The 20,634-nt window shown below is 41.9% G+C and carries 16 protein-coding genes; 15 read left to right on the top strand and 1 reads right to left on the bottom strand.

Annotated features, from left to right (window positions below):
• Positions 1 to 557 precede the first annotated feature (557 nt).
• Positions 558 to 1,178 (top strand): ankyrin repeat domain-containing protein, encoded by a 621-nt coding sequence (locus H5185_RS14825; protein WP_182742482.1) that lies wholly within the window; start codon positions 558 to 560, stop codon positions 1,176 to 1,178.
• A 1,031-nt stretch (positions 1,179 to 2,209) separates the two neighbouring features.
• Here the strand turns inward: H5185_RS14825 and H5185_RS14830 are convergent.
• Positions 2,210 to 3,517 carry an FAD-binding oxidoreductase gene (locus H5185_RS14830; protein ID WP_182742483.1) on the bottom strand — a complete coding sequence of 436 codons (1,308 nt, stop codon included), beginning with the start codon at positions 3,515 to 3,517 and terminating at the stop codon, positions 2,210 to 2,212.
• Positions 3,518 to 3,748: 231 nt separating this feature from the next.
• On the opposite strand from H5185_RS14830, the gene H5185_RS14835 reads away from it, so the two are divergent.
• From H5185_RS14835 to H5185_RS14900, 14 genes are all read left to right on the top strand, one after another.
• On the top strand, positions 3,749 to 4,297 hold the full coding sequence (locus H5185_RS14835; protein WP_124017033.1) for a cupin domain-containing protein: 549 nt from the start codon (positions 3,749 to 3,751) through the stop codon (positions 4,295 to 4,297).
• 444 nt (positions 4,298 to 4,741) lie between these two features.
• On the top strand, positions 4,742 to 5,506 hold the full coding sequence (locus H5185_RS14840; protein WP_182742484.1) for a gamma-glutamyl-gamma-aminobutyrate hydrolase family protein: 765 nt from the start codon (positions 4,742 to 4,744) through the stop codon (positions 5,504 to 5,506).
• A gap of 2 nt (positions 5,507 to 5,508) precedes the next feature.
• The gene (locus H5185_RS14845; protein WP_124017035.1) at positions 5,509 to 6,864 is read left to right on the top strand and encodes a glutamine synthetase family protein; all 1,356 of its coding nucleotides are present in this window, start codon (positions 5,509 to 5,511) and stop codon (positions 6,862 to 6,864) included.
• 97 nt (positions 6,865 to 6,961) lie between these two features.
• The gene (locus H5185_RS14850) at positions 6,962 to 8,362 is read left to right on the top strand and encodes an aspartate aminotransferase family protein (RefSeq protein WP_124017036.1); all 1,401 of its coding nucleotides are present in this window, start codon (positions 6,962 to 6,964) and stop codon (positions 8,360 to 8,362) included.
• Between the two features lie 258 nt (positions 8,363 to 8,620).
• A complete protein-coding gene (locus tag H5185_RS14855; RefSeq protein WP_124017037.1) occupies positions 8,621 to 9,721 on the top strand; it encodes a polyamine ABC transporter substrate-binding protein in 1,101 nt (366 codons plus the stop codon).
• 156 nt (positions 9,722 to 9,877) lie between these two features.
• The gene (potA, locus tag H5185_RS14860) at positions 9,878 to 11,014 is read left to right on the top strand and encodes a polyamine ABC transporter ATP-binding protein (RefSeq protein ID WP_124017038.1); all 1,137 of its coding nucleotides are present in this window, start codon (positions 9,878 to 9,880) and stop codon (positions 11,012 to 11,014) included.
• Entirely contained in the window at positions 11,011 to 11,910 is a 900-nt protein-coding gene (locus H5185_RS14865; protein WP_124017039.1) for an ABC transporter permease subunit, read from the top strand. The genes potA and H5185_RS14865 overlap by 4 nt, the downstream gene beginning before the upstream one ends.
• Positions 11,907 to 12,722: an ABC transporter permease subunit gene (locus H5185_RS14870; RefSeq protein ID WP_124017040.1), complete on the top strand. Its 816-nt coding sequence runs from the start codon at positions 11,907 to 11,909 to the stop codon at positions 12,720 to 12,722. The genes H5185_RS14865 and H5185_RS14870 overlap by 4 nt, the downstream gene beginning before the upstream one ends.
• Positions 12,723 to 12,942: 220 nt before the next feature.
• Positions 12,943 to 14,229 carry an FAD-binding oxidoreductase gene (locus H5185_RS14875; protein ID WP_124017041.1) on the top strand — a complete coding sequence of 429 codons (1,287 nt, stop codon included), beginning with the start codon at positions 12,943 to 12,945 and terminating at the stop codon, positions 14,227 to 14,229.
• 67 nt (positions 14,230 to 14,296) lie between these two features.
• Positions 14,297 to 15,745, top strand: coding sequence for an NADP-dependent succinate-semialdehyde dehydrogenase (gene gabD / locus H5185_RS14880; protein ID WP_182742485.1), 1,449 nt, complete (start codon positions 14,297 to 14,299; stop codon positions 15,743 to 15,745).
• Positions 15,746 to 15,756: 11 nt separating this feature from the next.
• Positions 15,757 to 17,031, top strand: coding sequence for a 4-aminobutyrate--2-oxoglutarate transaminase (gene gabT, locus H5185_RS14885; protein WP_124017043.1), 1,275 nt, complete (start codon positions 15,757 to 15,759; stop codon positions 17,029 to 17,031).
• A gap of 135 nt (positions 17,032 to 17,166) precedes the next feature.
• A complete protein-coding gene (locus tag H5185_RS14890) occupies positions 17,167 to 19,284 on the top strand; it encodes a methyl-accepting chemotaxis protein (protein WP_124017044.1) in 2,118 nt (705 codons plus the stop codon).
• Positions 19,285 to 19,467: 183 nt separating this feature from the next.
• Positions 19,468 to 20,127: an RluA family pseudouridine synthase gene (locus H5185_RS14895; RefSeq protein WP_124017045.1), complete on the top strand. Its 660-nt coding sequence runs from the start codon at positions 19,468 to 19,470 to the stop codon at positions 20,125 to 20,127.
• Positions 20,128 to 20,227: 100 nt separating this feature from the next.
• Positions 20,228 to 20,634, top strand: a 407-nt coding sequence (locus H5185_RS14900) for a DUF599 domain-containing protein (RefSeq protein ID WP_182742486.1), incomplete at its 3' end; no start/stop codon positions are given.

The following is a 20,634-nucleotide window of genomic DNA, read 5'->3' on the forward strand; positions in this document are numbered from 1 at the left end:
GCCAATTGCAAGCAAGGTATGCAAATCATTTATGCCCCAAAGCTTGTTACCCTTTAATGAGTAAGCTGTCCATTGGCAGGTGATTTTAAGTGTATTCAGCGTGTGCTATCTCATTATTACGATTTAGATGTATTCATTTACTATTGAAAACAGCAAAACTACGTTACTAAATCTGTACTCTCAGAAACATGCATGCTGACTTTATTTATTGAGAAATAGTTACTCGAAGTATTGAGGTGCTTTTCTATAGAAACCATTATTTACTGGTTAGATTGTGCTTAACCGAATGAACTGATTTTAGATACAGGTATAAATAAATTTAGCTTAATTAAAGTCAAACAACTCATTAGGTAAGCCTAAAGTCGTAATGTAGATTTATTTCGAAAAATATAATGGATTGATAATATTGCAATTAAACTTTATCGCTTTTTTTAGACGATATTAACGCGTAACCTCAGATTATTTTGGAATATTGAGAGTATTTTATCACTTTACATCAAAGATATAGAGAATGTAGGATGATATAAATCAATAAGCGTTAGCTGTTTAGGATGAACATGAGTGTGATTCAATATTTGATCAATAATATTAAGATTGTCTTAATATTATTAAGTATTTCTTTTCAAGTATGTGCAATTGAAAATATGGATAAACTATTACTAGAAGCTGTACTTGATGAAAATACAAAGCAGATAACACTTCTTCTAGAAAAAGGTGCAAACCCAAATTCAACTGAGGCTCTTTTTAAAAAGAGAACTATCATGGGTTGGGCTGCTCAATACAAATCGACTAAATTACTTAAAATTCTTATCTCTCACGAGGGGGATGTAAATTTATTTAACTCTAAAGATACTTGGTCACCTTCTCCAATATATAACGCTTTAGCGGCTAGTAGATTAGATAATCTAAATTTACTGATCAAGCATGGAGCAAATCCAAATCAAATTGATAACCACCAAAAAACACCTATTATGGCTGCAGTAGCAACTGGTGATTGGCAAGCCACATATATTTTGCTTCAAGCAGGAGCCAATATTGAGTATAAAAATAAATGGGGAGAAACTCCCGTAGATTCAATAGAAAATGCTGGTTTAGGTGCAAATAGCGAGTGGCGTAAGAAGGTATTCGCCTTTTTCTCAAACAAAGGTATAGAGTTAAAGCCAAGAGTTCCGTTGTAAAAACAGCTAACAAGAGACTATTACCCAATAGCTATTACTAAGCTTTAGCATTTGAGGCTGAACATCATTTTTCTGACGATATAAACAACAATTTGGTGTAACAATTTACTCATTCAATACTCGTACAACCCGCGTATACAGGCGTCTTAGAATGAGGGCGAGGGTTCAAATCTCTACCCCCTTCGTCACATAAAGAAATTAATATTTATAATTACTGATCCTTAACATTGAGGAACTCGTTTAAAGAGTTTAATTAGCCCGTGAGCTTTATTATTCTCCTAATAACGTTTACTGAACATGTATTTATAGCCATGAATATAACTTCATTTTGGCAGCTAGAGCTAACATGCTTCTGTCCAAAAATGATTTAGATTCCTTGATTGAAAACGCCCAAATTCAACTCTGAACTTGAGGCTGTTGAAGAAAATGACGTGAGTCCAGACATGGATGTCTGGCTAGCTTTGGAGGGGAAGGGACGCCCCATCTGAAGCGTTAGCATTTTCGAATAAGGCCGAGGCCGATTCCAAATAGAGTTAAAAGCTGGATACATTTCCGTCGCAATTTTTTCGCTGCTGTTGTTTGGTTAGAAAGCGAAAATGTTGCCGGAACGGCAGGGGTGATCCAAGAGGGGATTGCTGTTGATCCCCTTTTGGCCCGTGCAGGGTGGAACCTTGCGATCTTACTTCAAACGAAGTTTGAAAAGTCTGGTGTGGGCGAAGCGCCACGACGTTAGTGGCCGCAGGCCATAAAGTACAAAAGTACAAAGCAAAAATAACACCTGGATTCCGGCTCAAAAGCATTGCCGGAATGACGCCGTATTTTGCCCGTGCAGGTTGGAACCTTGCGATCTTACTTCAAACGAAGTTTGAAAATTCTGGTGTGGGCGAAGCGCCACGACGTTAGTGGCCGTTGGCCATAAAAGGGTGACAATTCATATGATCAACTAAGATGGAATTGAACCTGCTATCTCAATCCAACGAAGTTTGGACATAAGGTTGACCTTTTTGCCAACCCACAGCAAATCCATCAACCTATAGCAAATCCTTCATTCTGTGGTACAACATTCCAGCAGCAAGCAATGGCGAGCGCAACATTGGGCCGCCAGGGAAAGTCATGTGTTTAATGTCATTAAACACATCAATGCGTTGTGATTGTTGGCTAATTGCTTCAGCTATTAATCTAGCAGCCATATGAGTGGCGTTTACACCATGACCTGCATAGGCTTGGGCGAAGTAGATGTTGGCTGCGTCGGGTAAACGGCCGATTTGCGGCATGCGGTTGGCACCAATGCCCATCATGCCACCCCATTCATAATCAATTTTGATGCCTTTTAATTGTGGGAACACTTTTTCAAGATTAGGCCTTAATTCAGCTTCAATATCTTTTGGGTCTTTACCAGAATAAGTGCATAAACCGCCAAACAATAAACGGCGGTCTGCCGATAAGTGGAAGTAATCTAATGCCACGCGCATATCGGCAAATGCCATATTTTGCGGGATAATAGTGGCACATTGTTGTTCGGTTAACGGCTCCGTAGCTAATAAGTAGGTGCCTGTGGGGAGTACTTTTCCGCCAAGAAAAGGGCTTAATTTATTGCCGATATAACCATTGCCAGCCAACACGAGATAGTTACAATTCACTTCGCCTTCAGCGGTAATCACTTTGGGGTTATTGCCTTTAATGATTTTTTCTGCGGCGCTGTATTCAAATAATTGTGCGCCAAGCTCACGAGCTACTTTTGCTTCACCCAAGGCTAGATTTAGTGGGTGCAAATGTCCGCTGCCCATATCAACTAATGCGCCTTGGTAAAAGTCTGAACCGATAACTTCACCTATTTGCGAACGATCCAGCAGTTTGATTGATTTCTGATAACCTTGGTCTTTTAGATCTTGGTATTCTGCAGCTAAATCATCCATATGTCGTGATTTTACGGCTAAATCGCAATAGCCCATATGCAAGTCGCAATCGATTTTATGATCGGTAATTCGCTGCGTGACGATATCAACCGCTTCAAAACCCATTTGCTGAATGGCTTTTACGCCTTCATCACCAATTTCATTGCGGAATTGAGTCGCGTCATGGCCTATGCCACGGATCAGTTCACCACCATTACGCCCAGATGCGCCCCAACCAATGCGTTTAGCTTCGAGTAATACCACACTGTAACCACGTTGTCTGAGTTCAATAGCGGTATTAATCCCGCTGAATCCACCCCCCACAATACACACATCTGCCGTTAGATTTTCGGTCAGTTTTGGGTGCTGATAAAGCTCTTTTGCTGTCGCGACATAAAAGGAATCTGGGTACTGTTGGCTATGAATCGGGGAATTACGTGGCATATACTCTCCAAGCTATTGATTGTATTATAATAATAGATTTTAAATAAATAGTTAGATGCAAGGTGACACATCTAGAGTGTGCATTTTATTTAACACTTATTTAGTGTAAAATACAATTGCTTTGATTTAAGTAAGTTATCATGCTTAATTAGTACAGATTTTTGGTAAAGTGTTAATAATCTGCAACACTTAGTCGCAGGCTATCAGTCAAGATTTAATAGGGGAATAAATTTGGATATTGGTACAAGCCTAAAAGCTGTTCGCAAATTGAAAGGGTTATCTCAACGCGAGTTGGCCAAGCGTGCAGGGGTGACCAACAGTACAATTTCAATGATTGAGAAAAACAGTGTCAGTCCTTCGGTGAGTTCACTGAAAAAGGTCTTATCTGGGATCCCGATGTCATTAGTCGATTTCTTCTCAATTGATGACGGTTCTGTTGGAGACCTGAAAGTGGTTTATCGCAGTAATGAGTTGCTCGATATTGGTACTGGTGAATTAGTCTATAAGCTAATTGGCCGAGATTACCCCAACCGAGCAATGTCAGTGATGAGTGAAACATACCCAGTGAACGCTGATACCGGCGCTGAAATGCTGCAGCACAAGGGTGAAGAAGGCGGTATCATTGTCTCTGGTAAACTTGAGCTTACTGTGGGTGAAGAAGTTTTTACTCTTGAAGAAGGTGACAGTTATTATTTTAACAGTGAACAACCACATCGTTTTCGTAACCCATTTGAGCAAGCTTGTAAGGTTGTAAGTGCAACGACCCCCGCTGATTTTTGATGGTTTATCATTCATTTCTTTCTGCTTATATCGACTGTTTTTGTTTAAGGGAATAGCGCAAGATCATCCATTAATCTAGCTATTCCCACCTATCAAAAGTAAATAATGAGTCTACTTTTTGCTGTTACAGACTCTCCTCCTAGCATGTGTTTATTGTTTTGTGTAAAGAATATTAAGCAACAAATTCCCTTTTATTGTGCATTCATCTCCCCATTTTGGCGCATTTTATCGTGTTAACTCATCAATGTTGATGAGATGATTTTTTTATACATCCTGGTTGATTTAAAGTTAATGTGATGTATTTAAAGTGTTTTAATTTATTTTTATTAAAAGTTATTTTTATCCTCCGTTATCCTCTTGCCTAGCTAAAAAAATCCGTGTAGTGTGTGAAAAAATGAACACGTAAAACAATAAGTTCATCACATTCTTTGCTAAAGGTGAGATATGTCTCAGTCAGGTATTCCCCTCATAGGGGTAGTAGCGTGCAATCAGCAAATAGGTCTTCATCCATTTAACATAGTGGGCGAAAAATATTTGTTGAGTGTGGTCAATGGCGCAAAAGGTTTTCCCTTAGTTATCCCATCGCTTGGTGTCGATGCGCCTATTGACGCTATTCTTGCTCGTCTTGACGGCATTCTTTTCACTGGCTCACCATCAAATGTTGAACCTCACCACTACCAAGGGCTCCCTAGTGATGAGGGCACTCATCATGATCCCAAGCGTGACGCAATAACCTTACCCATGATAAAAGCTGCGATTGATGCCGGTATTCCGGTATTGGGTATTTGTCGTGGTTTTCAAGAAATGAATGTGGTGTATGGTGGCAGTTTGCATCAAAAGCTACATGAAGTTGGCACGTATATTGAACATCGTGAAGATAAGAAAGCCCCTTTAGATGAACAATATGGTATTTCGCATCAAGTAAATCTTGTCGCTGGCGGGCTTCTTCACGATGCATGGGGCTGTAACACCGCAGAGGTTAACTCTGTTCATACTCAAGGCGTTGATCGTCTTGGTGAGGGGTTACAGCCAGAAGCATTCGCTCCAGACGGATTAGTCGAAGCATTTTCTGTTAAAAATGCTAAAAATTTTGCATTAGGTGTTCAATGGCATCCAGAATGGAAAGTAACTGAAAATGCATTCTATACTGCTATTTTCGAAGCATTCGGACAAGCCTGTAGACATTATGCGGCAACACAAGTGAGATAAAAATGGATAAGTTAATCGCTTTTTTGAAAGACAAAAAAATTACCGAAGTTGAATGTGTTATCAGTGACATGACTGGGATTGCACGTGGCAAGATAGCCCCAGTAGATAAGTTTGTATCAGAAAAAGGCATGCGTTTACCTGAGAGTGTGTTGTTACAAACAGTGACTGGTGATTTCATCGATGATGAGATTTACTATCAACTTCTTGATGATGCCGATATCGATTTTGTTTGTGTGCCAGACGAAAACGCTGTTTTCATGCTGCCATGGACTGTTGAAGCTACCGCACAGGTTATTCACGATTGTTATGATCGTATGGGCAACCCGATTGAACTGTCACCGCGTAATGTATTGAAGAAAGTACTAAAGCTTTATGAAGATAAAGGCTGGGAACCGGTTATTGCGCCAGAAATGGAATTCTACCTCACCAAACGCTCTGACGACCATGATTTACCGCTTAAGCCACCTATTGGTCGCTCTGGTCGCCCAGAAGCTGGACGTCAGTCTTTCTCTATCGACGCTGCTAACGAATATGATCCTTTGTTCGAAGACATGTATGACTGGTGTGAAGTTCAAGGCCTTGATATTGATACCTTGATCCATGAAGACGGTCCGGCACAAATGGAGATTAACTTCAGCCATGGCAATGCATTGTCATTAGCCGATCAGGTGTTCATTTTTAAGCGCACATTGAAAGAAGCTGCGTTAAAGCATGATGTGTGTGCCACATTTATGGCCAAGCCGGTTACCGATGAGCCTGGTAGCGCAATGCACATTCACCAAAGCGTGCTTGATATTAAAACCGGTAAAAACATTTTCACTAAAGAAGATGGTACTCAAAGCAAATTATTCCTTAGCTACATTGCGGGCTTACAACAGTACATTCCAGAATTGTTACCGTTAATGGCGCCAAGTGCTAACTCGTTCCGCCGTTTCTTGCCTGGTACATCTGCACCCGTAAACCTTGAATGGGGCGTTGAAAACCGTACTTGTGGCTTACGTATTCCAGAATCATCACCACAAAATCGTCGTATTGAAAACCGTATTCCAGGTGCCGATGCTAACTGTTATCTCGCGATTGCTGCCAGCTTATTATGTGGTTATATCGGTATGGTTGATGATTTAAAACCTTCTACGCCTGTGACCGGCAAGTCAAATGAAAGCCGTACTAATAATGACAACTGCTTACCTTTAACCTTAGAGGAAGCGTTAGTTGCGATGCAAACCAGTGATGCTTGTATTGAGTATCTAGGCCAATCATTTACCACAGGTTTTGTGGCGGTAAAGCAAGCTGAGCTGGAAAACTTTAGACGCGTTGTAAGTTCATGGGAACGTGAGTTCTTATTATTAACCGTGTAATGATAGTTGAGAACGTTAACTTAGATTACTAATGTTTGTGGATAACAACAGGTAGCAAATAGACATTAATTTGTTACCTGTTTGTAAGGATACCAGTATGCCAAACCCATTACCGACAGATGCGATGAGCCAGCAACATGAGCTTGAGCGTCTGCAAACTGCAGATAAACAACATTTTATTCATCCATTCACCGACTCAAAGGGGTTAGCCGAAAAAGGGACTCGGGTGATTGAACGTGCAGATGGCGTCTATTTGTGGGATGTAATGGGACATAAATTGCTCGATGCGATGGCAGGTTTATGGTGTGTCAATGTGGGTTATGGTCGCCAGTCAATCGTTGATGCCGCCAGCCAGCAGATGCAGAAGCTACCTTTTTATAATAGTTTTTTTCAATGCTCTCATCCTCCTGCAATTGAGTTAGCTCAAAAAATTGCTTCTCTGGCTCCAGCGCACATGAATAATGTGTTTTTTACCGGGTCAGGCTCTGAGTCAAATGACACTAATTTGCGCATGGTGCGACGTTATTGGGATTTAAAAGGTAAGCCAAACAAGAAAACCATTATCAGTCGAGTGAATGCTTACCATGGTTCAACGGTTGCCGGGGCCAGTTTAGGTGGTATGTCTGGCATGCATGAACAAGGTGATTTACCTATTCCTGGTGTGGTGCATATTGCGCAACCTTATTGGTATGCAGAGGGCAAAGACTTGTCTGCTGAAGCATTTGGGTTACAAACAGCACAGGCATTAGAAGCCAAAATCATTGAGCTAGGCGAAGACAATGTTGCCGCGTTTATTGCTGAACCTTTTCAGGGCGCGGGTGGGGTGATTATTCCACCTTCAACATATTGGCCTGAAATAAAACGCATTTTAGCCAAATACGATATTTTATTTATTCTTGATGAAGTGATCAGCGGCTTTGGCCGCACCGGAAAGTGGTTTGCAGCAGAGTATTTTGATTTGCAGCCAGATCTCATCACTATCGCCAAAGGCATGACTTCGGGTTATGTGCCAATGGGCGGGGTGATTGTGTCAGACAAAGTGGCAGACGTTATTAAGCAAGAATGTGGCGAATTTACCCATGGTTTTACTTATTCCGGTCATCCGGTTGCCGCTGCCGCTGCATTAGAGAATATTCGTATTATTGAGCAAGAAAAATTAGTTGAACGTGTGGCAAATGATAGTTCGCCGTATTTACAGTCGCGCTTACAACAATTGGCCGAACATCCATTAGTGGGTGAGGTTCGCGGCATTGGTTTGGTTGCCGCCATAGAGTTAGTGAAAGATAAAGCATTACGGCAGCGATTTGACGCCAAGGTCGGCGTTGGAACATATTGCCGCGATGCGTGTATCACTCATGGTTTAGTTATGCGTTCGGTCGGCGACACTATGATTATTTCGCCACCATTAACCATTAGCCACGCAGAAATTGACGAGCTAGTGAGTAAAGCAACCCAAGCATTAAATGACACTTATCAACACCTAAATATGCTCAACTAATACATAATTACTGAATGATTATTGCGATATAGTGATTTTTTAACCAATTGCATTTAGCAGATCTAGTAATCGAAAATGTTTTTGATAGTATTCACAGTGAAAGGCGAAAGTGATGTTGCGTTAACCATACCGATGCATAGTTAAGTTGTAGCATTGGATAATTTCTTTCAATAGAAAGAAGATTTTACACGCTGTTAAGATCTAGCGAAAAAAACGAATGTCAGTACCATTCTGACCATTATCCAAAAGGGAGAAAGTATGAAGCTATTAAACAAACTATCCACAGTGGCCTTAATTACAGCAGGTGTGTTTGCTAGCACCGCTATTCAGGCTCAGGAAGTGGTTAAAATGTACAACTGGTCGGATTATATTGCCGAAGATACTTTAGCCAATTTTGAGAAAGAAACCGGTATTCATGTCATTTATGACGTGTTCGACAGCAATGAAGTACTTGAAGCAAAATTACTTTCTGGCCACAGCGGTTATGACATTGTTGTTCCGTCTAATCACTTTTTAGCTAAGCAAATTAAAGCGGGCGCCTTTCAAAAACTTGATCGCGCTAAGTTGACTAATTATGCCAACTTAAAGCCTGATTTAATGAAACAGCTTCAAAAAGCCGATCCCGATAACCAGTATGCAATCCCTTATTTATGGGGCACTAATGGTATCGGATACAATATCGATAAAGTCAAAGCGGTGTTAGGTGAAGATGCGCCATTTGATTCTCTAGAGTTAATTTTTAATCCTAAGTACGCAGAAAAAATCGCATCATGTGGTTTTTCGATGTTAGATTCTGCTGATGATATGTTACCTCAAGCGCTGATTTATTTAGGCTTAGATCCTAACAGTAAAAATCCTGATGATTATGAAAAAGCCGCCGAAGTATTGGAAAAAGTACGTCCTTACGTCACGTATTTTCATTCCTCACGCTACATCTCTGATTTAGCGAATGGTGATATTTGTGTCGCGTTTGGTTTCTCTGGTGATGTATTCCAAGCAGCTGCACGTGCAGATGAAGCCGGTAACGGTAATAAGATTGGCTATTCTATTCCAAAAGAAGGCGCCAACTTATGGTTTGATATGTTAGCTATTCCACAAGATGCCACTAACATTGATAACGCCCATAAGCTGATAAACTATTTACTTCGCCCTGAAGTGATTGCACCTATCAGTAACTATGTTGCTTACGCAAATCCTAACGCACCAGCACAAGCATTAGTTGACGAAGCTATCCGTAATGACCCAGCCATTTACCCACCTCAATCGGTAATTGATAAGTTATATATTGGTGATATTCGTCCATTAAAAATTCAACGTGTAGTCACACGTGCTTGGACTAAAGTGAAGTCAGGTCAATAACCTTTCTCGCTCATAACAGGGCGAGTTCCTCGCCCTGTTTTTTAAACATATTTATGTATTTATTGGCTAATTTAGCCATCTAACAGATTGTTACGTGTGCCCTGAAACAGACTTTTCTGTTGTGGTATGCACACTCCAAAAAGGCGGAGCAGTATTATGGTAAACACCTCGGGCGTCACCAATAAACCAATCACAAAGACGCAAGATAAAGTACTGCTTAAAATTGAGCGTGTGAGTAAAATTTTCGACGACGTCCGTGCAGTAGACGATGTGTCATTAACCATTAATCGTGGCGAAATATTTGCGCTGCTGGGTGGTTCAGGTTCTGGTAAGTCAACTTTATTACGTATGTTAGCGGGCTTTGAAAAGCCAAGTGAAGGGCGTATTTTCCTTGATGGTGTCGACATAACTGATATGCCGCCATACGAGCGTCCTATTAATATGATGTTCCAATCATATGCATTATTTCCGCATATGACGGTTGAGCAAAATATCGCTTTTGGATTAAAGCAAGACAAAATGCCCAAGGCTGATATAGCCGTGCGGGTTAAAGAAATGCTTAAACTGGTGCACATGGAAAAGTACGGTAAACGTAAACCGCATCAGTTATCAGGTGGCCAGCGTCAGCGTGTGGCACTCGCTCGTTCGTTAGCGAAACGACCTAAATTATTATTACTTGATGAGCCAATGGGCGCATTAGATAAAAAGCTGCGTACGCAAATGCAGTTAGAAGTGGTCGATATTTTAGAAGCGGTAGGCGTGACTTGTGTGATGGTTACCCACGACCAAGAAGAAGCCATGACCATGGCTGGACGCATTTCTATTATGCATGAAGGGTGGATTGCACAAACTGGCAGCCCAATGGATATTTATGAGTCGCCGGCCAGTCGAATGGTGGCAGAGTTTATTGGTACGGTTAATTTATTTGATGGTGAGATCATCGAAGATGAAGTTGACCACGCAATCATTAAGTCTCCAACCTTATCGCAGCTGTTTTATATTGGTCACGGTATTTCAACCAGCCTTGAAAATAAACATGTATTTTTAGCTTTGCGCCCAGAAAAAACCATTATTAGCCGTCAAAAGCCCGAAAGTGATTACAACTGGGCCCATGGTGTAGTGCATGATATTGCTTATCTTGGTGGTTTATCAGTGTATTACATCAAGTTAAAAAACAATCAAATTGTCCAATGCTCAATGATTAATCGTGAACGCCGCGCCGATCATCCTACATGGGAAGAAGAGGTTTACATCAGTTGGGAAGACACCAGCGGGGTTGTATTAAACTCATGAAGAATCCATTGAAAATTTTCAAAGGCCGACATCTCACCATGGGGATTCCATACCTATGGTTGTTATTGTTTTTTGCCTTACCGTTCGCCATTGTGCTAAAGATCAGTTTTTCTACTGCTGCGATTGCGATTCCACCTTACGAGGCAACATTTAATTATGTAGATGAGGCACTCAATATATTCGTTAACTTGGGTAACTATTTATTGTTATTGCAAGATTCGATGTATTACATGGCTTATCTGACCTCATTAAAAATGGCTTTCTTTGCCACTATTGGGTGTTTGGTACTCGGTTTTCCAATGGCTTATGCCATTGCCCGTGCTCCAGTAAAAATGCAGGCGGTATTACTGCTGTTGGTCATGCTGCCGTCGTGGACTTCATTTTTGATCCGTATTTATGCCTGGATGGGCATTTTAAGCAATAACGGTCTAATTAATAATGCCTTGATGTGGTTAGGGGTTATTTCAGAACCGATACAAATGCTCAATACTAACTTTGCTGTGTACATAGGTATTATTTATGCCTACCTGCCGTTTATGATTTTGCCGCTGTACGCCACTTTGGTTAAATTGGATTTAAGCTTAATTGAAGCGGCATCAGATTTAGGCTCTAGCAGTCTTAATACCTTCTGGAAAATCACTCTACCATTATCAAAGGGCGGTGTTATCGCTGGCTCTATGTTGGTATTTATCCCTGCGGTAGGTGAGTTTGTTATTCCTGAATTACTGGGCGGCCCAGACACATTAATGATTGGTAAGGTGTTGTGGCAAGAGTTCTTTAATAACCGCGACTGGCCTGTAGCGTCATCATTAGCCATTGTGATGTTAGCGTTACTGATTATCCCGATTACCTTGTTCCATCGATATCAGTCACGCAACATGGAGAACGATCTATGAAGAACTTAAGTTTCTCTAAAGTGATGTTGTGGTTTGGATTGATATTTTTATATGCGCCAATGCTTATTTTGGTGATCTATTCATTTAACGAATCAAAATTGGTTACCGTATGGGGAGGTTTTTCACCTAAATGGTATGGCGAACTATTTCAAGATGAGCAAATACTAAATGCCGTCTGGACCAGTTTACGCATCGCCTTTTACAGTTCTACTATGGCGGTGATAATTGGTACGATGGCGGCATTTGTTATGACCCGTTTTAGACGCTCATGGGCTAAGTTAACCCTGTCTAATATGATTACTGCTCCTTTGGTTATGCCAGAAGTCATCACCGGTTTGTCGTTATTATTATTATTTGTACAGATATCAGAAACCTTTGGCTGGCCCACTGAACGTGGCATGTTTACCGTGTGGATTGCTCACTCTACTTTCTGTGCGGCTTATGTTGCTGTGGTGGTGTCGTCAAGACTGCGTGAACTGGACTTATCAATTGAAGAAGCCGCGATGGATTTAGGTGCAACGCGATTAAAAACCTTCTTTTTGATTACCATACCCATGATCGCCCCCTCTCTTATTGCTGGTTGGTTATTATCATTCAGTTTGTCATTAGATGATTTAGTGATTGCCAGCTTTACCTCTGGTCCGGGTTCTACAACCTTGCCAATGGTCGTGTTTTCGTCTGTGCGTTTAGGGGTATCACCTAAGATTAACGCGCTAGCGACAATTATTATTTTAGCTGTGTCCTTGGTTGCTTTCCTGTCTTGGTATTTAGCCCGCCGAGCAGAGAAAAAAGCCAAAGCTGCGATGGAATAACATCATTCAATAGACCAAGATTAAAAGCCATACTGACATCAGTATGGCTTTTTTATTCGCTATGTCTGCTACTCAAATGTTTTTACGCTATTTTGATTACGTGGGTGTTTAATATATTCTACAAAGTGTCAAAAATTTCATAGTAAATGCTAGTTTTTGAATTTGCTTAAGTGTAGGATGAATCAGTTGTTTTACGTTTTGAACCTATAAAGGAAGTGCTATGTCCGCCACACCTCATGCTAGTTCATATTATGCCGCGTCGGCTAATGATAAAGTTGAACGCCCTCGCTTAGAATCTATAATTGAAACAGATGTTTGTATCATTGGCGCGGGCTATACCGGGCTGTCTTCTGCGTTACATTTATTAGAAAGTGGCATGAAAGTTGTGGTGCTTGAAGCAGCAAGGATTGGCTGGGGAGCATCTGGTCGAAACGGTGGTCAAATCGTCAATTCTTTTAGTCGCGATATTGATTCTATTGAAGGTGTTGTCGGCAAAGAACAAGCTAAGCTATTTGGCAAAATGGCATTCGAAGGTGGCCAAATTATTCGTGATCGTATTGCCAAATACAACATTGATTGTGATCTAAAAGATGGCGGTGTATTTGCCGCCATGAACGCAAAACAAATGCGTCATTTAGAAGGTCAAAAATCCTTATGGGAAGCGCATGGTCATAACAACCATTTAGAGTTACTCGATCAAAATGGCATACGTAATGTCGTCAATACCGATTTATATGTTGGTGGTTTGCTCGATAAAAGCGGTGGTCATATTCACCCTCTAAACCTTGCTTTAGGCGAAGCTCGTGCGGTTGAATCTCTTGGTGGGCTAATTTTTGAAGACTCTGCTGTTATAAAGGTAGATGACGGTGCTTCACCGATTGTGCATACCGCGCTGGGCCAAGTTAAGTGTAAATACGTGGTAGTTGCAGGTAATGCATATTTAGGTAAGTTACTGCCAGAGCTGCAAGCTAAATCCATGCCGTGTGGCACTCAGGTGATTACCACTGAACCATTGTCTGATGAAATGGCCGCCAGTTTACTGCCACAAGATTATTGCGTAGAAGATTGTAATTATCTATTAGATTATTACCGCCTTACCGGAGATAAACGTCTGGTATTTGGTGGCGGCGTAGTTTACGGCGCACGCGATCCTGCTAACGTTGAAGCCTTAATTATGCCTAAGTTATTAAAGACCTTCCCGCAATTAAAAGGGACTAAGGTGGATTACGCTTGGACAGGTAATTTTTTAATGACCTTGTCGCGTTTGCCGCAAGTGGGACGTATTGGCGACAATATTTATTACTCACAAGGGTGTAGTGGCCATGGGGTTACCTACACTCATTTGGCGGGTAAGCTGATTGCTGAAATGCTTAATGGTCAAGCCACGCGTTTTGATGCTTTTGCCGCATTACCTCATTATCCATTCCCTGGTGGTCATGCTATGCGTGTACCGTTTAGTGCCATAGGCGCTTGGTATTACACCCTTAGAGATAAGTTTGGAATTTAACCAGCTTTACGTACTGGTAGAGAGAGTGCGAGTAGGTTGAGTACAAACGTCAGTTTAGGAGAATATTGTGAAATTAATCGATCCAAGTTTATTACGTCAACAGTGCTACATTAATGGCCAGTGGCGCAATGCCGATAGTGGTAAAACGATTGCCATAGCGAATCCTGGCACGCATGAGGTCATTGGTCATGTTCCTGTGATGGGCAATGCCGAAACACTTGCGGCTATCGACGCTGCAAATGCGGCGCTACCAGCGTGGCGAGCCTTAACCGCAAAAGAGCGCGGCCAAAAGCTGCGTCGTTGGTTTGAGCTAATGTTGCAACACAGTGATGATTTAGCACTATTGATGACCACAGAACAAGGTAAACCACTTGCCGAAGCCAAAGGTGAAGTGGCTTATGCCGCGTCCTTTATTGAATGGTTTGCAGAAGAAGCTAAGCGTGTGTATGGCGATACTATTCCTGGGCATCAAGCAGATAAACGTATTACGGTTATTAAGCAGCCTGTAGGCGTTACCGCGGCGATTACACCATGGAATTTCCCTGCGGCTATGATTACTCGTAAAGCCGCGCCAGCATTAGCTGCTGGTTGTACTATGGTCGTTAAGCCTGCGCCGCAAACGCCATTTACCGCATTAGCATTAGCCGAGTTAGCTGAGCGCGCCGGTATTCCTGCAGGTGTATTTAGTGTGGTTACCGGTGACTCAATCGCCATCGGTAAGGCCATGTGCGACAGCCCAATTGTGCGTAAGTTATCGTTTACTGGCTCAACACCAGTCGGCATTAAACTGATGGAGCAATGCGCGCCAACACTGAAAAAACTATCACTTGAGCTAGGTGGCAATGCACCGTTTATCGTATTCAATGATGCAGATATTGATGCTGCCGTTGAAGGCGCAATGATTGCCAAATATCGTAATGCGGGTCAAACCTGTGTGTGTGCCAATCGTATTTATGTGCAATCGGGCGTTTACGATGAATTTGCGCAACTTCTCGCTGTCGCGGTGGCTAAGCTTAAAGTGGGACTAGGTACAGAAACGGGTGTAACCACTGGACCATTGATCAACGCCGATGCCGTAGCAAAAGTTCAGCTTCATTTAGATGATGCTGTAGCAAAAGGTGCGCAGATCCTTGCTGGTGGTAAACCTCATGATCTTGGTGGCTATTTCTTCGAACCGACTATTTTAACCGGCGTAACACGCCAGATGTTAGTGGCAACCGAAGAGACTTTTGGTCCTTTGGCTCCATTGTTTAAGTTTGATGATGTTGATGATGTGATCAAGCAAGCAAACGACACTGAGTTTGGTTTAGCGGCGTATTTTTACGGTCGTGATATTTCGTTAGTGTACAAGGTTGCTGAAGCGCTTGAATATGGCATGGTTGGCGTCAACACAGGATTAATCTCGACTGAAGTAGCACCTTTTGGTGGTATTAAATCGTCTGGGTTAGGCCGTGAAGGTTCAAAGTTTGGTATCGAAGAATACCTGGAAATGAAATATATCTGCATGTCAGTTTAAGAGAGTGGGCAATGACTAAAACAAATGATGGACTAATGGCACGTCGCCAAGCGGCAGTGGCTCAAGGTGTAGGACAGATCCACCCAATCTTTACTGAACGAGCGGAAAACGCCACAGTATGGGATGTTGAAGGCCGTGAATATATTGATTTTGCAGGTGGTATCGCCGTACTTAACACCGGCCATTTACACCCTAAAGTTAAAGCTGCAGTGGCAGCGCAGTTAGAGGCGTTTTCACATACTTGTTTTATGGTGCTTGGCTACGAAAGTTACATTGAAGTGTGTGAAAAACTCAATCATCTGGTGCCTGGTGACTTTGCTAAAAAAACCGCGTTGTTCACCAGTGGTTCGGAAGCGGTCGAAAACGCCGTTAAAGTCGCGCGGGCTTATACCAAACGAGCGGGGGTTATTGCATTTACGTCTGGTTACCATGGTCGCACTATTGCTGCCTTGGCATTAACTGGCAAAGTAGCACCCTACAGTAAAGGTATGGGCTTAATGTCAGCTAACGTGTTTAGAGCTGAATTTCCATGTGAAATGCATGGCGTGTCTGAAGACGATGCTATGGCATCGATTGAGCGCATTTTTAAAAATGATGCTGAGCCTGCTGATATTGCTGCCATCATTTTAGAACCCGTTCAAGGCGAAGGTGGTTTCTACGCTGTGACGCCGTCATTTATGAAACGTCTACGTGAACTCTGTGACGCCCATGGCATTGTATTAATCGCTGATGAAGTGCAAACCGGTGCGGGTCGTACAGGCACGTTTTTTGCGATGGAGCAAATGGGCGTAGCAGCAGATATCACTACCTTTGCTAAGTCAATTGCCGGTGGTTTCCCATTATCAGGCATTACTGGTAAAACCGAAGTGATGGATGCCGTTACTGCAGGTGGTTTGGGCGGCACTTATGGTGGTAGTCCTATTGCTTGTGCTGCGGCATTAGCCGTTATCGAAGTGTTTGAAGAAGAGCAATTGTTAGCCCGTGCCAATCAAGTGGGTAACAAACTCAAATCAGCATTAACCGACATGCAGGCTAAATACCCGCAAATTGCTGATGTTCGAGGCTTAGGTGCAATGATCGCCATTGAGCTGATGGAAGACGGTGAGCCTGCGCCGCAGTATAGTGGCAAAATTTTAGCTGAAGCGCGAAGCCGTGGGCTTATTTTATTGTCATGTGGCACCTACGGTAACGTTATTCGTGTATTAGTTCCGTTAACAGCGCCTGATGCACAAATTGATGCCGGTCTGGCGATTATGGATAGCACATTTCAAGCGGTGTTTAAATAACCAGTCTTTTTATGATCTAGAATAAATAGAATCCTGCTTTTGTGGGATTTTTTTTGGATTAAACAAACTTAATTTTTAAAGCTGACTACACTTTATTTATATCTAAAAATCATACTAAAGCAGGAGCCCACTTGAATGAAGGAATTATCCATTAGGTCAAAGTTGTTATGGATCACCTCGACATTATTTATTGTCACAGTAATTTCACTTTCTCTAAGTCTCTGGCTGGGATTAAAAGAAAAAAATGCTGAGTTAGCCACACAAGTAGAGATAGCGCTAAAGCAAGAGATTAACGACAAACTGTCAGCAAGAGCCGGGGAATATGGCGAACGAGTGGCGGGATTTATTAATGAGGCCTATAGGATCCCTTTTTCATTTGCTGGCTTACTTGAGCAAAGCTCAAAAAAAGATCCTTTAAGTCGTGAACGTGTTGAGTTGTCTGTCGCTGCAATACTTCAAAAAAATAGCCAACTGTCATCTATGTACGCGCAATTTGAACCAAATGGTTATGATGGTCTTGATAGTGAATACACTCAAGGTGCACCTCACAGTGTCGTGAGCTCGGGCACCATGGAAATATATTATACTCGCAATGATGATGGCACTGTTGAGCAGAACCAAGTTGATGATGCAGCTGAAAAATATATTACGACGTTAAATGAGTTTGGTATGCGCGAAGCAGAGTGGTACTTATGCGCTAAAGATACTAAGAAGCCTTGTTTAATGGAGCCTTATTTATACGAAATCACTCCAGGTAATACAGCGTTAATGACCTCGCTAACCGTGCCTGTGATTGTTGATAACCAATTTAAAGGTTTAGTTGGTGCAGATATTAATTTGCCGATATTTCAAACCATGATCATGGAATTATCTAAAAGCTTATATGGTGGAGAGGCCAAGGTGACCTTGGTGAGCCAAAAAGGATTTGTGGTCGCTGCCAGTCATTATAAAAAACTTGCTAGACCCTTGAGTGAGTCTGTAGGGCCAGAATTGGCCAAAAAACTATTGGCGTTAAACAATTCATCGGGGTTTGTTAATGAGCCCAATACTATCGCTGTGGCTTATCCTATTAATATTCCTATCGCCAATGCGACTTGGTCATTGATTATTGAAGCGCCAAAAAGTAACGCATTTATGGCGGTTGATGATATGAACACTGCCATGAATGAGATGGCAACGTCGCTGGGAAGTTTACTGCTAACCATAGGCATCATAGTTACCGCTATTGCTGTACTGATTATCAGTCTAGTAATTAAAAGCATTATTTCGCCGCTTAATATGATCCAAGCTAGGGTCGAGAATCTTGCCAGTGCAGAAGGTGATTTAACCCAATCGATTGAAGTTGAATCTCATGCGGAATTAATCGCCCTTGGCAGTGGTATCAATGCCTTTATTGCGAAATTGCGTTATCTGATCTCCGAACTAAAAGTGCTTGCAGACCGCTCACAGCAAGAAAGTATTAAGTCGGCAGACATCGCTAAGCACACTCGCGAAAGTGTTAATCGTCAATATGGCGAAATTGAAAGTGTGGTTACTGCGGTCAATCAAATGAGTGCTACCGCGCTAGAAGTGGCAAAAGCTTCTGAGCAAACGGCAATGGAAACCGAGTCAATGACTGTCAATGTTAAAGATGGTCAGACGCGTTTAACCCAGGCTATGGTGTTTGTTGAAGGCATGTCGACAGATTCTGAGCAAGCTCAGAAAGCGGTGGGCATGGTGTCGCAAAGTAGCTCCAATATTAGCCGTATTTTAGAGGTGATCAGTTCGATTGCTGAACAAACTAATCTCTTAGCACTAAACGCAGCGATTGAGGCGGCCCGTGCCGGAGAACAAGGTAGAGGTTTTGCTGTTGTTGCTGATGAAGTGAGGACCTTAGCGTCTAGAACGCAAAAGTCGACTAATGAAATTAGTACCTTAATTGAATCGTTACAAAAAGAAGTTAAAAATGCTTCGAGTATTATTGATAAAGGCGCTCAAGGTGCACAAAAAGCCGTAGAGCAAACTCAGCTGGCATTGCAGTCGCTTAATGCCATTGTAGAACAAATTAACGAGGTGTCTGGTCAGGTGACGCATATTGCTACCGCCGCAGAAGAGCAGAGTGCGGTAACCGAAGAGGTTAATCGTAACATTACTGGTATTTCGGATTCTGCATCAGAATTGTCACAGCTTGCCGACAGTGCTCAGCAAAGCAGTGACAGTTTAGCCAAGCTAGTGGATGAGCAGCATCAGCAGTTAGCAAAATTACGAACTTAATTCTGTATGCTTTGTGTGAATATGAAAAAAGGTGGCTTATTAGCCACCTTTTTTATTGTTATCCCGCTCAAGGTAGGACATCTGCTAAGATGTTACTCATTGGGTATGGCGACTACGATATGGTTATCACAAATATCATGTTACTAAGATATGATGGTTATTAAGATATGCTGACGAAATATTATGACTGAATTTATTGCGCCACCTTGTGATGGAATTATTGATGTTTTATACCAAGATGAACATCTACTGCTTATCAATAAGCCAACAGGTTTATTGAGTCTTTCGGGGAAAAATCCATTAAATAAGGATTCAGTACACTATCGTTTAGTGCAAGATTACCCTACGGCAACCTTAGTACATCGACTTGATTTTGGTACCTCTGGCATCATGCTGGTGGCATTAAACAAAGTCATCAATGGATTACTAACAAAACAGTTTCAGCAGCGCACTATTACTAAACAGTATACCGCTGTACTTTATGGCGATGTAGTTAACGACTTTGGTGATATTAGGTTACCGATAGCCAAAGACAGCGAGCATTTTCCGTTAATGAAAGTGTGTCACCACCATGGCAAACTCGCTCACAGTCAATACCAAGTAATAAAGCGACATCAAGAGGGGATATCTACCCGAGTGGAATTTACCCCTATAACTGGACGTACACACCAGTTACGTTTGCACAGCCAACAAATTAGTCATCCTATTTTGGGGTGTGACTTGTACTATAATGAACATTCTCAGCAGATGTCGAGTCGCTTGATGCTGCACGCTAGTGGATTATCTTTTACTCATCCAGTGACCGAACAAAGGATCGATTATGTTTGTCCAAGTCCCTTTTAATGAGTGAGCTATTTAACCGCTCAGCAAACAAACTGATTTTAGCATGATGAAATCTAATGCATAATCAATCTATTATTTATTATTACGCGGGTTAATCAGTATGGTTATGTCTTGGTTAGATGCGCTAGCGTTAAGTGTATTTTTGGTCAGTTGGATCGGTTATACCAGTTTTGCCAAACGTAAAGCGAAAAACACCAACTGTATTGCGCGAGTGATGCATCAGCAGCGCATACATTGGATGTCACAAGTTATCGCTAAAGAAATACGTGTGGCCGAAGCGGCATTGTTGGCTAATTTAGAGCGTAATATTGCATTTTTTGCTTCCACAACCTTACTGATCATTGCGGGGGTATTAACGCTTTTTTCTCAAGTGGAAAAGCTTGAAACTGTTATTGGTTCTATTCTTTTTACCTCGTCGCCTAACCATGCCTTTGTCCAAGTCCAACTGGCTCTTTTAGCTGGTATCTTCGTGCTAGCTTTTTTCCTATTTTCTTGGTCTATGCGTCC

The sequence above is a fragment of the Shewanella sp. SG44-6 genome (assembly GCF_014164185.1).
GTDB classification, from domain to species: Bacteria; Pseudomonadota; Gammaproteobacteria; order Enterobacterales; family Shewanellaceae; genus Shewanella; species Shewanella vesiculosa.

What these genes read in the sequence shown, in the direction of transcription:
- H5185_RS14825 (WP_182742482.1), top strand. Translation starts at nt 558, where the DNA reads ATGAGTGTGATTCAATATTTGATCAATAATATTAAGATTGTCTTAATA.
- H5185_RS14830 (WP_182742483.1), bottom strand. Translation starts at nt 3,517, where the DNA reads ATGCCACGTAATTCCCCGATTCATAGCCAACAGTACCCAGATTCCTTT.
- H5185_RS14840 (WP_182742484.1), top strand. Translation starts at nt 4,742, where the DNA reads ATGTCTCAGTCAGGTATTCCCCTCATAGGGGTAGTAGCGTGCAATCAG.
- H5185_RS14845 (WP_124017035.1), top strand. Translation starts at nt 5,509, where the DNA reads ATGGATAAGTTAATCGCTTTTTTGAAAGACAAAAAAATTACCGAAGTT.
- H5185_RS14850 (WP_124017036.1), top strand. Translation starts at nt 6,962, where the DNA reads ATGCCAAACCCATTACCGACAGATGCGATGAGCCAGCAACATGAGCTT.
- H5185_RS14855 (WP_124017037.1), top strand. Translation starts at nt 8,621, where the DNA reads ATGAAGCTATTAAACAAACTATCCACAGTGGCCTTAATTACAGCAGGT.
- potA (WP_124017038.1), top strand. Translation starts at nt 9,878, where the DNA reads ATGGTAAACACCTCGGGCGTCACCAATAAACCAATCACAAAGACGCAA.
- H5185_RS14865 (WP_124017039.1), top strand. Translation starts at nt 11,011, where the DNA reads ATGAAGAATCCATTGAAAATTTTCAAAGGCCGACATCTCACCATGGGG.
- H5185_RS14870 (WP_124017040.1), top strand. Translation starts at nt 11,907, where the DNA reads ATGAAGAACTTAAGTTTCTCTAAAGTGATGTTGTGGTTTGGATTGATA.
- H5185_RS14875 (WP_124017041.1), top strand. Translation starts at nt 12,943, where the DNA reads ATGTCCGCCACACCTCATGCTAGTTCATATTATGCCGCGTCGGCTAAT.
- gabT (WP_124017043.1), top strand. Translation starts at nt 15,757, where the DNA reads ATGACTAAAACAAATGATGGACTAATGGCACGTCGCCAAGCGGCAGTG.
- H5185_RS14890 (WP_124017044.1), top strand. Translation starts at nt 17,167, where the DNA reads ATGAAGGAATTATCCATTAGGTCAAAGTTGTTATGGATCACCTCGACA.
- H5185_RS14895 (WP_124017045.1), top strand. Translation starts at nt 19,468, where the DNA reads ATGACTGAATTTATTGCGCCACCTTGTGATGGAATTATTGATGTTTTA.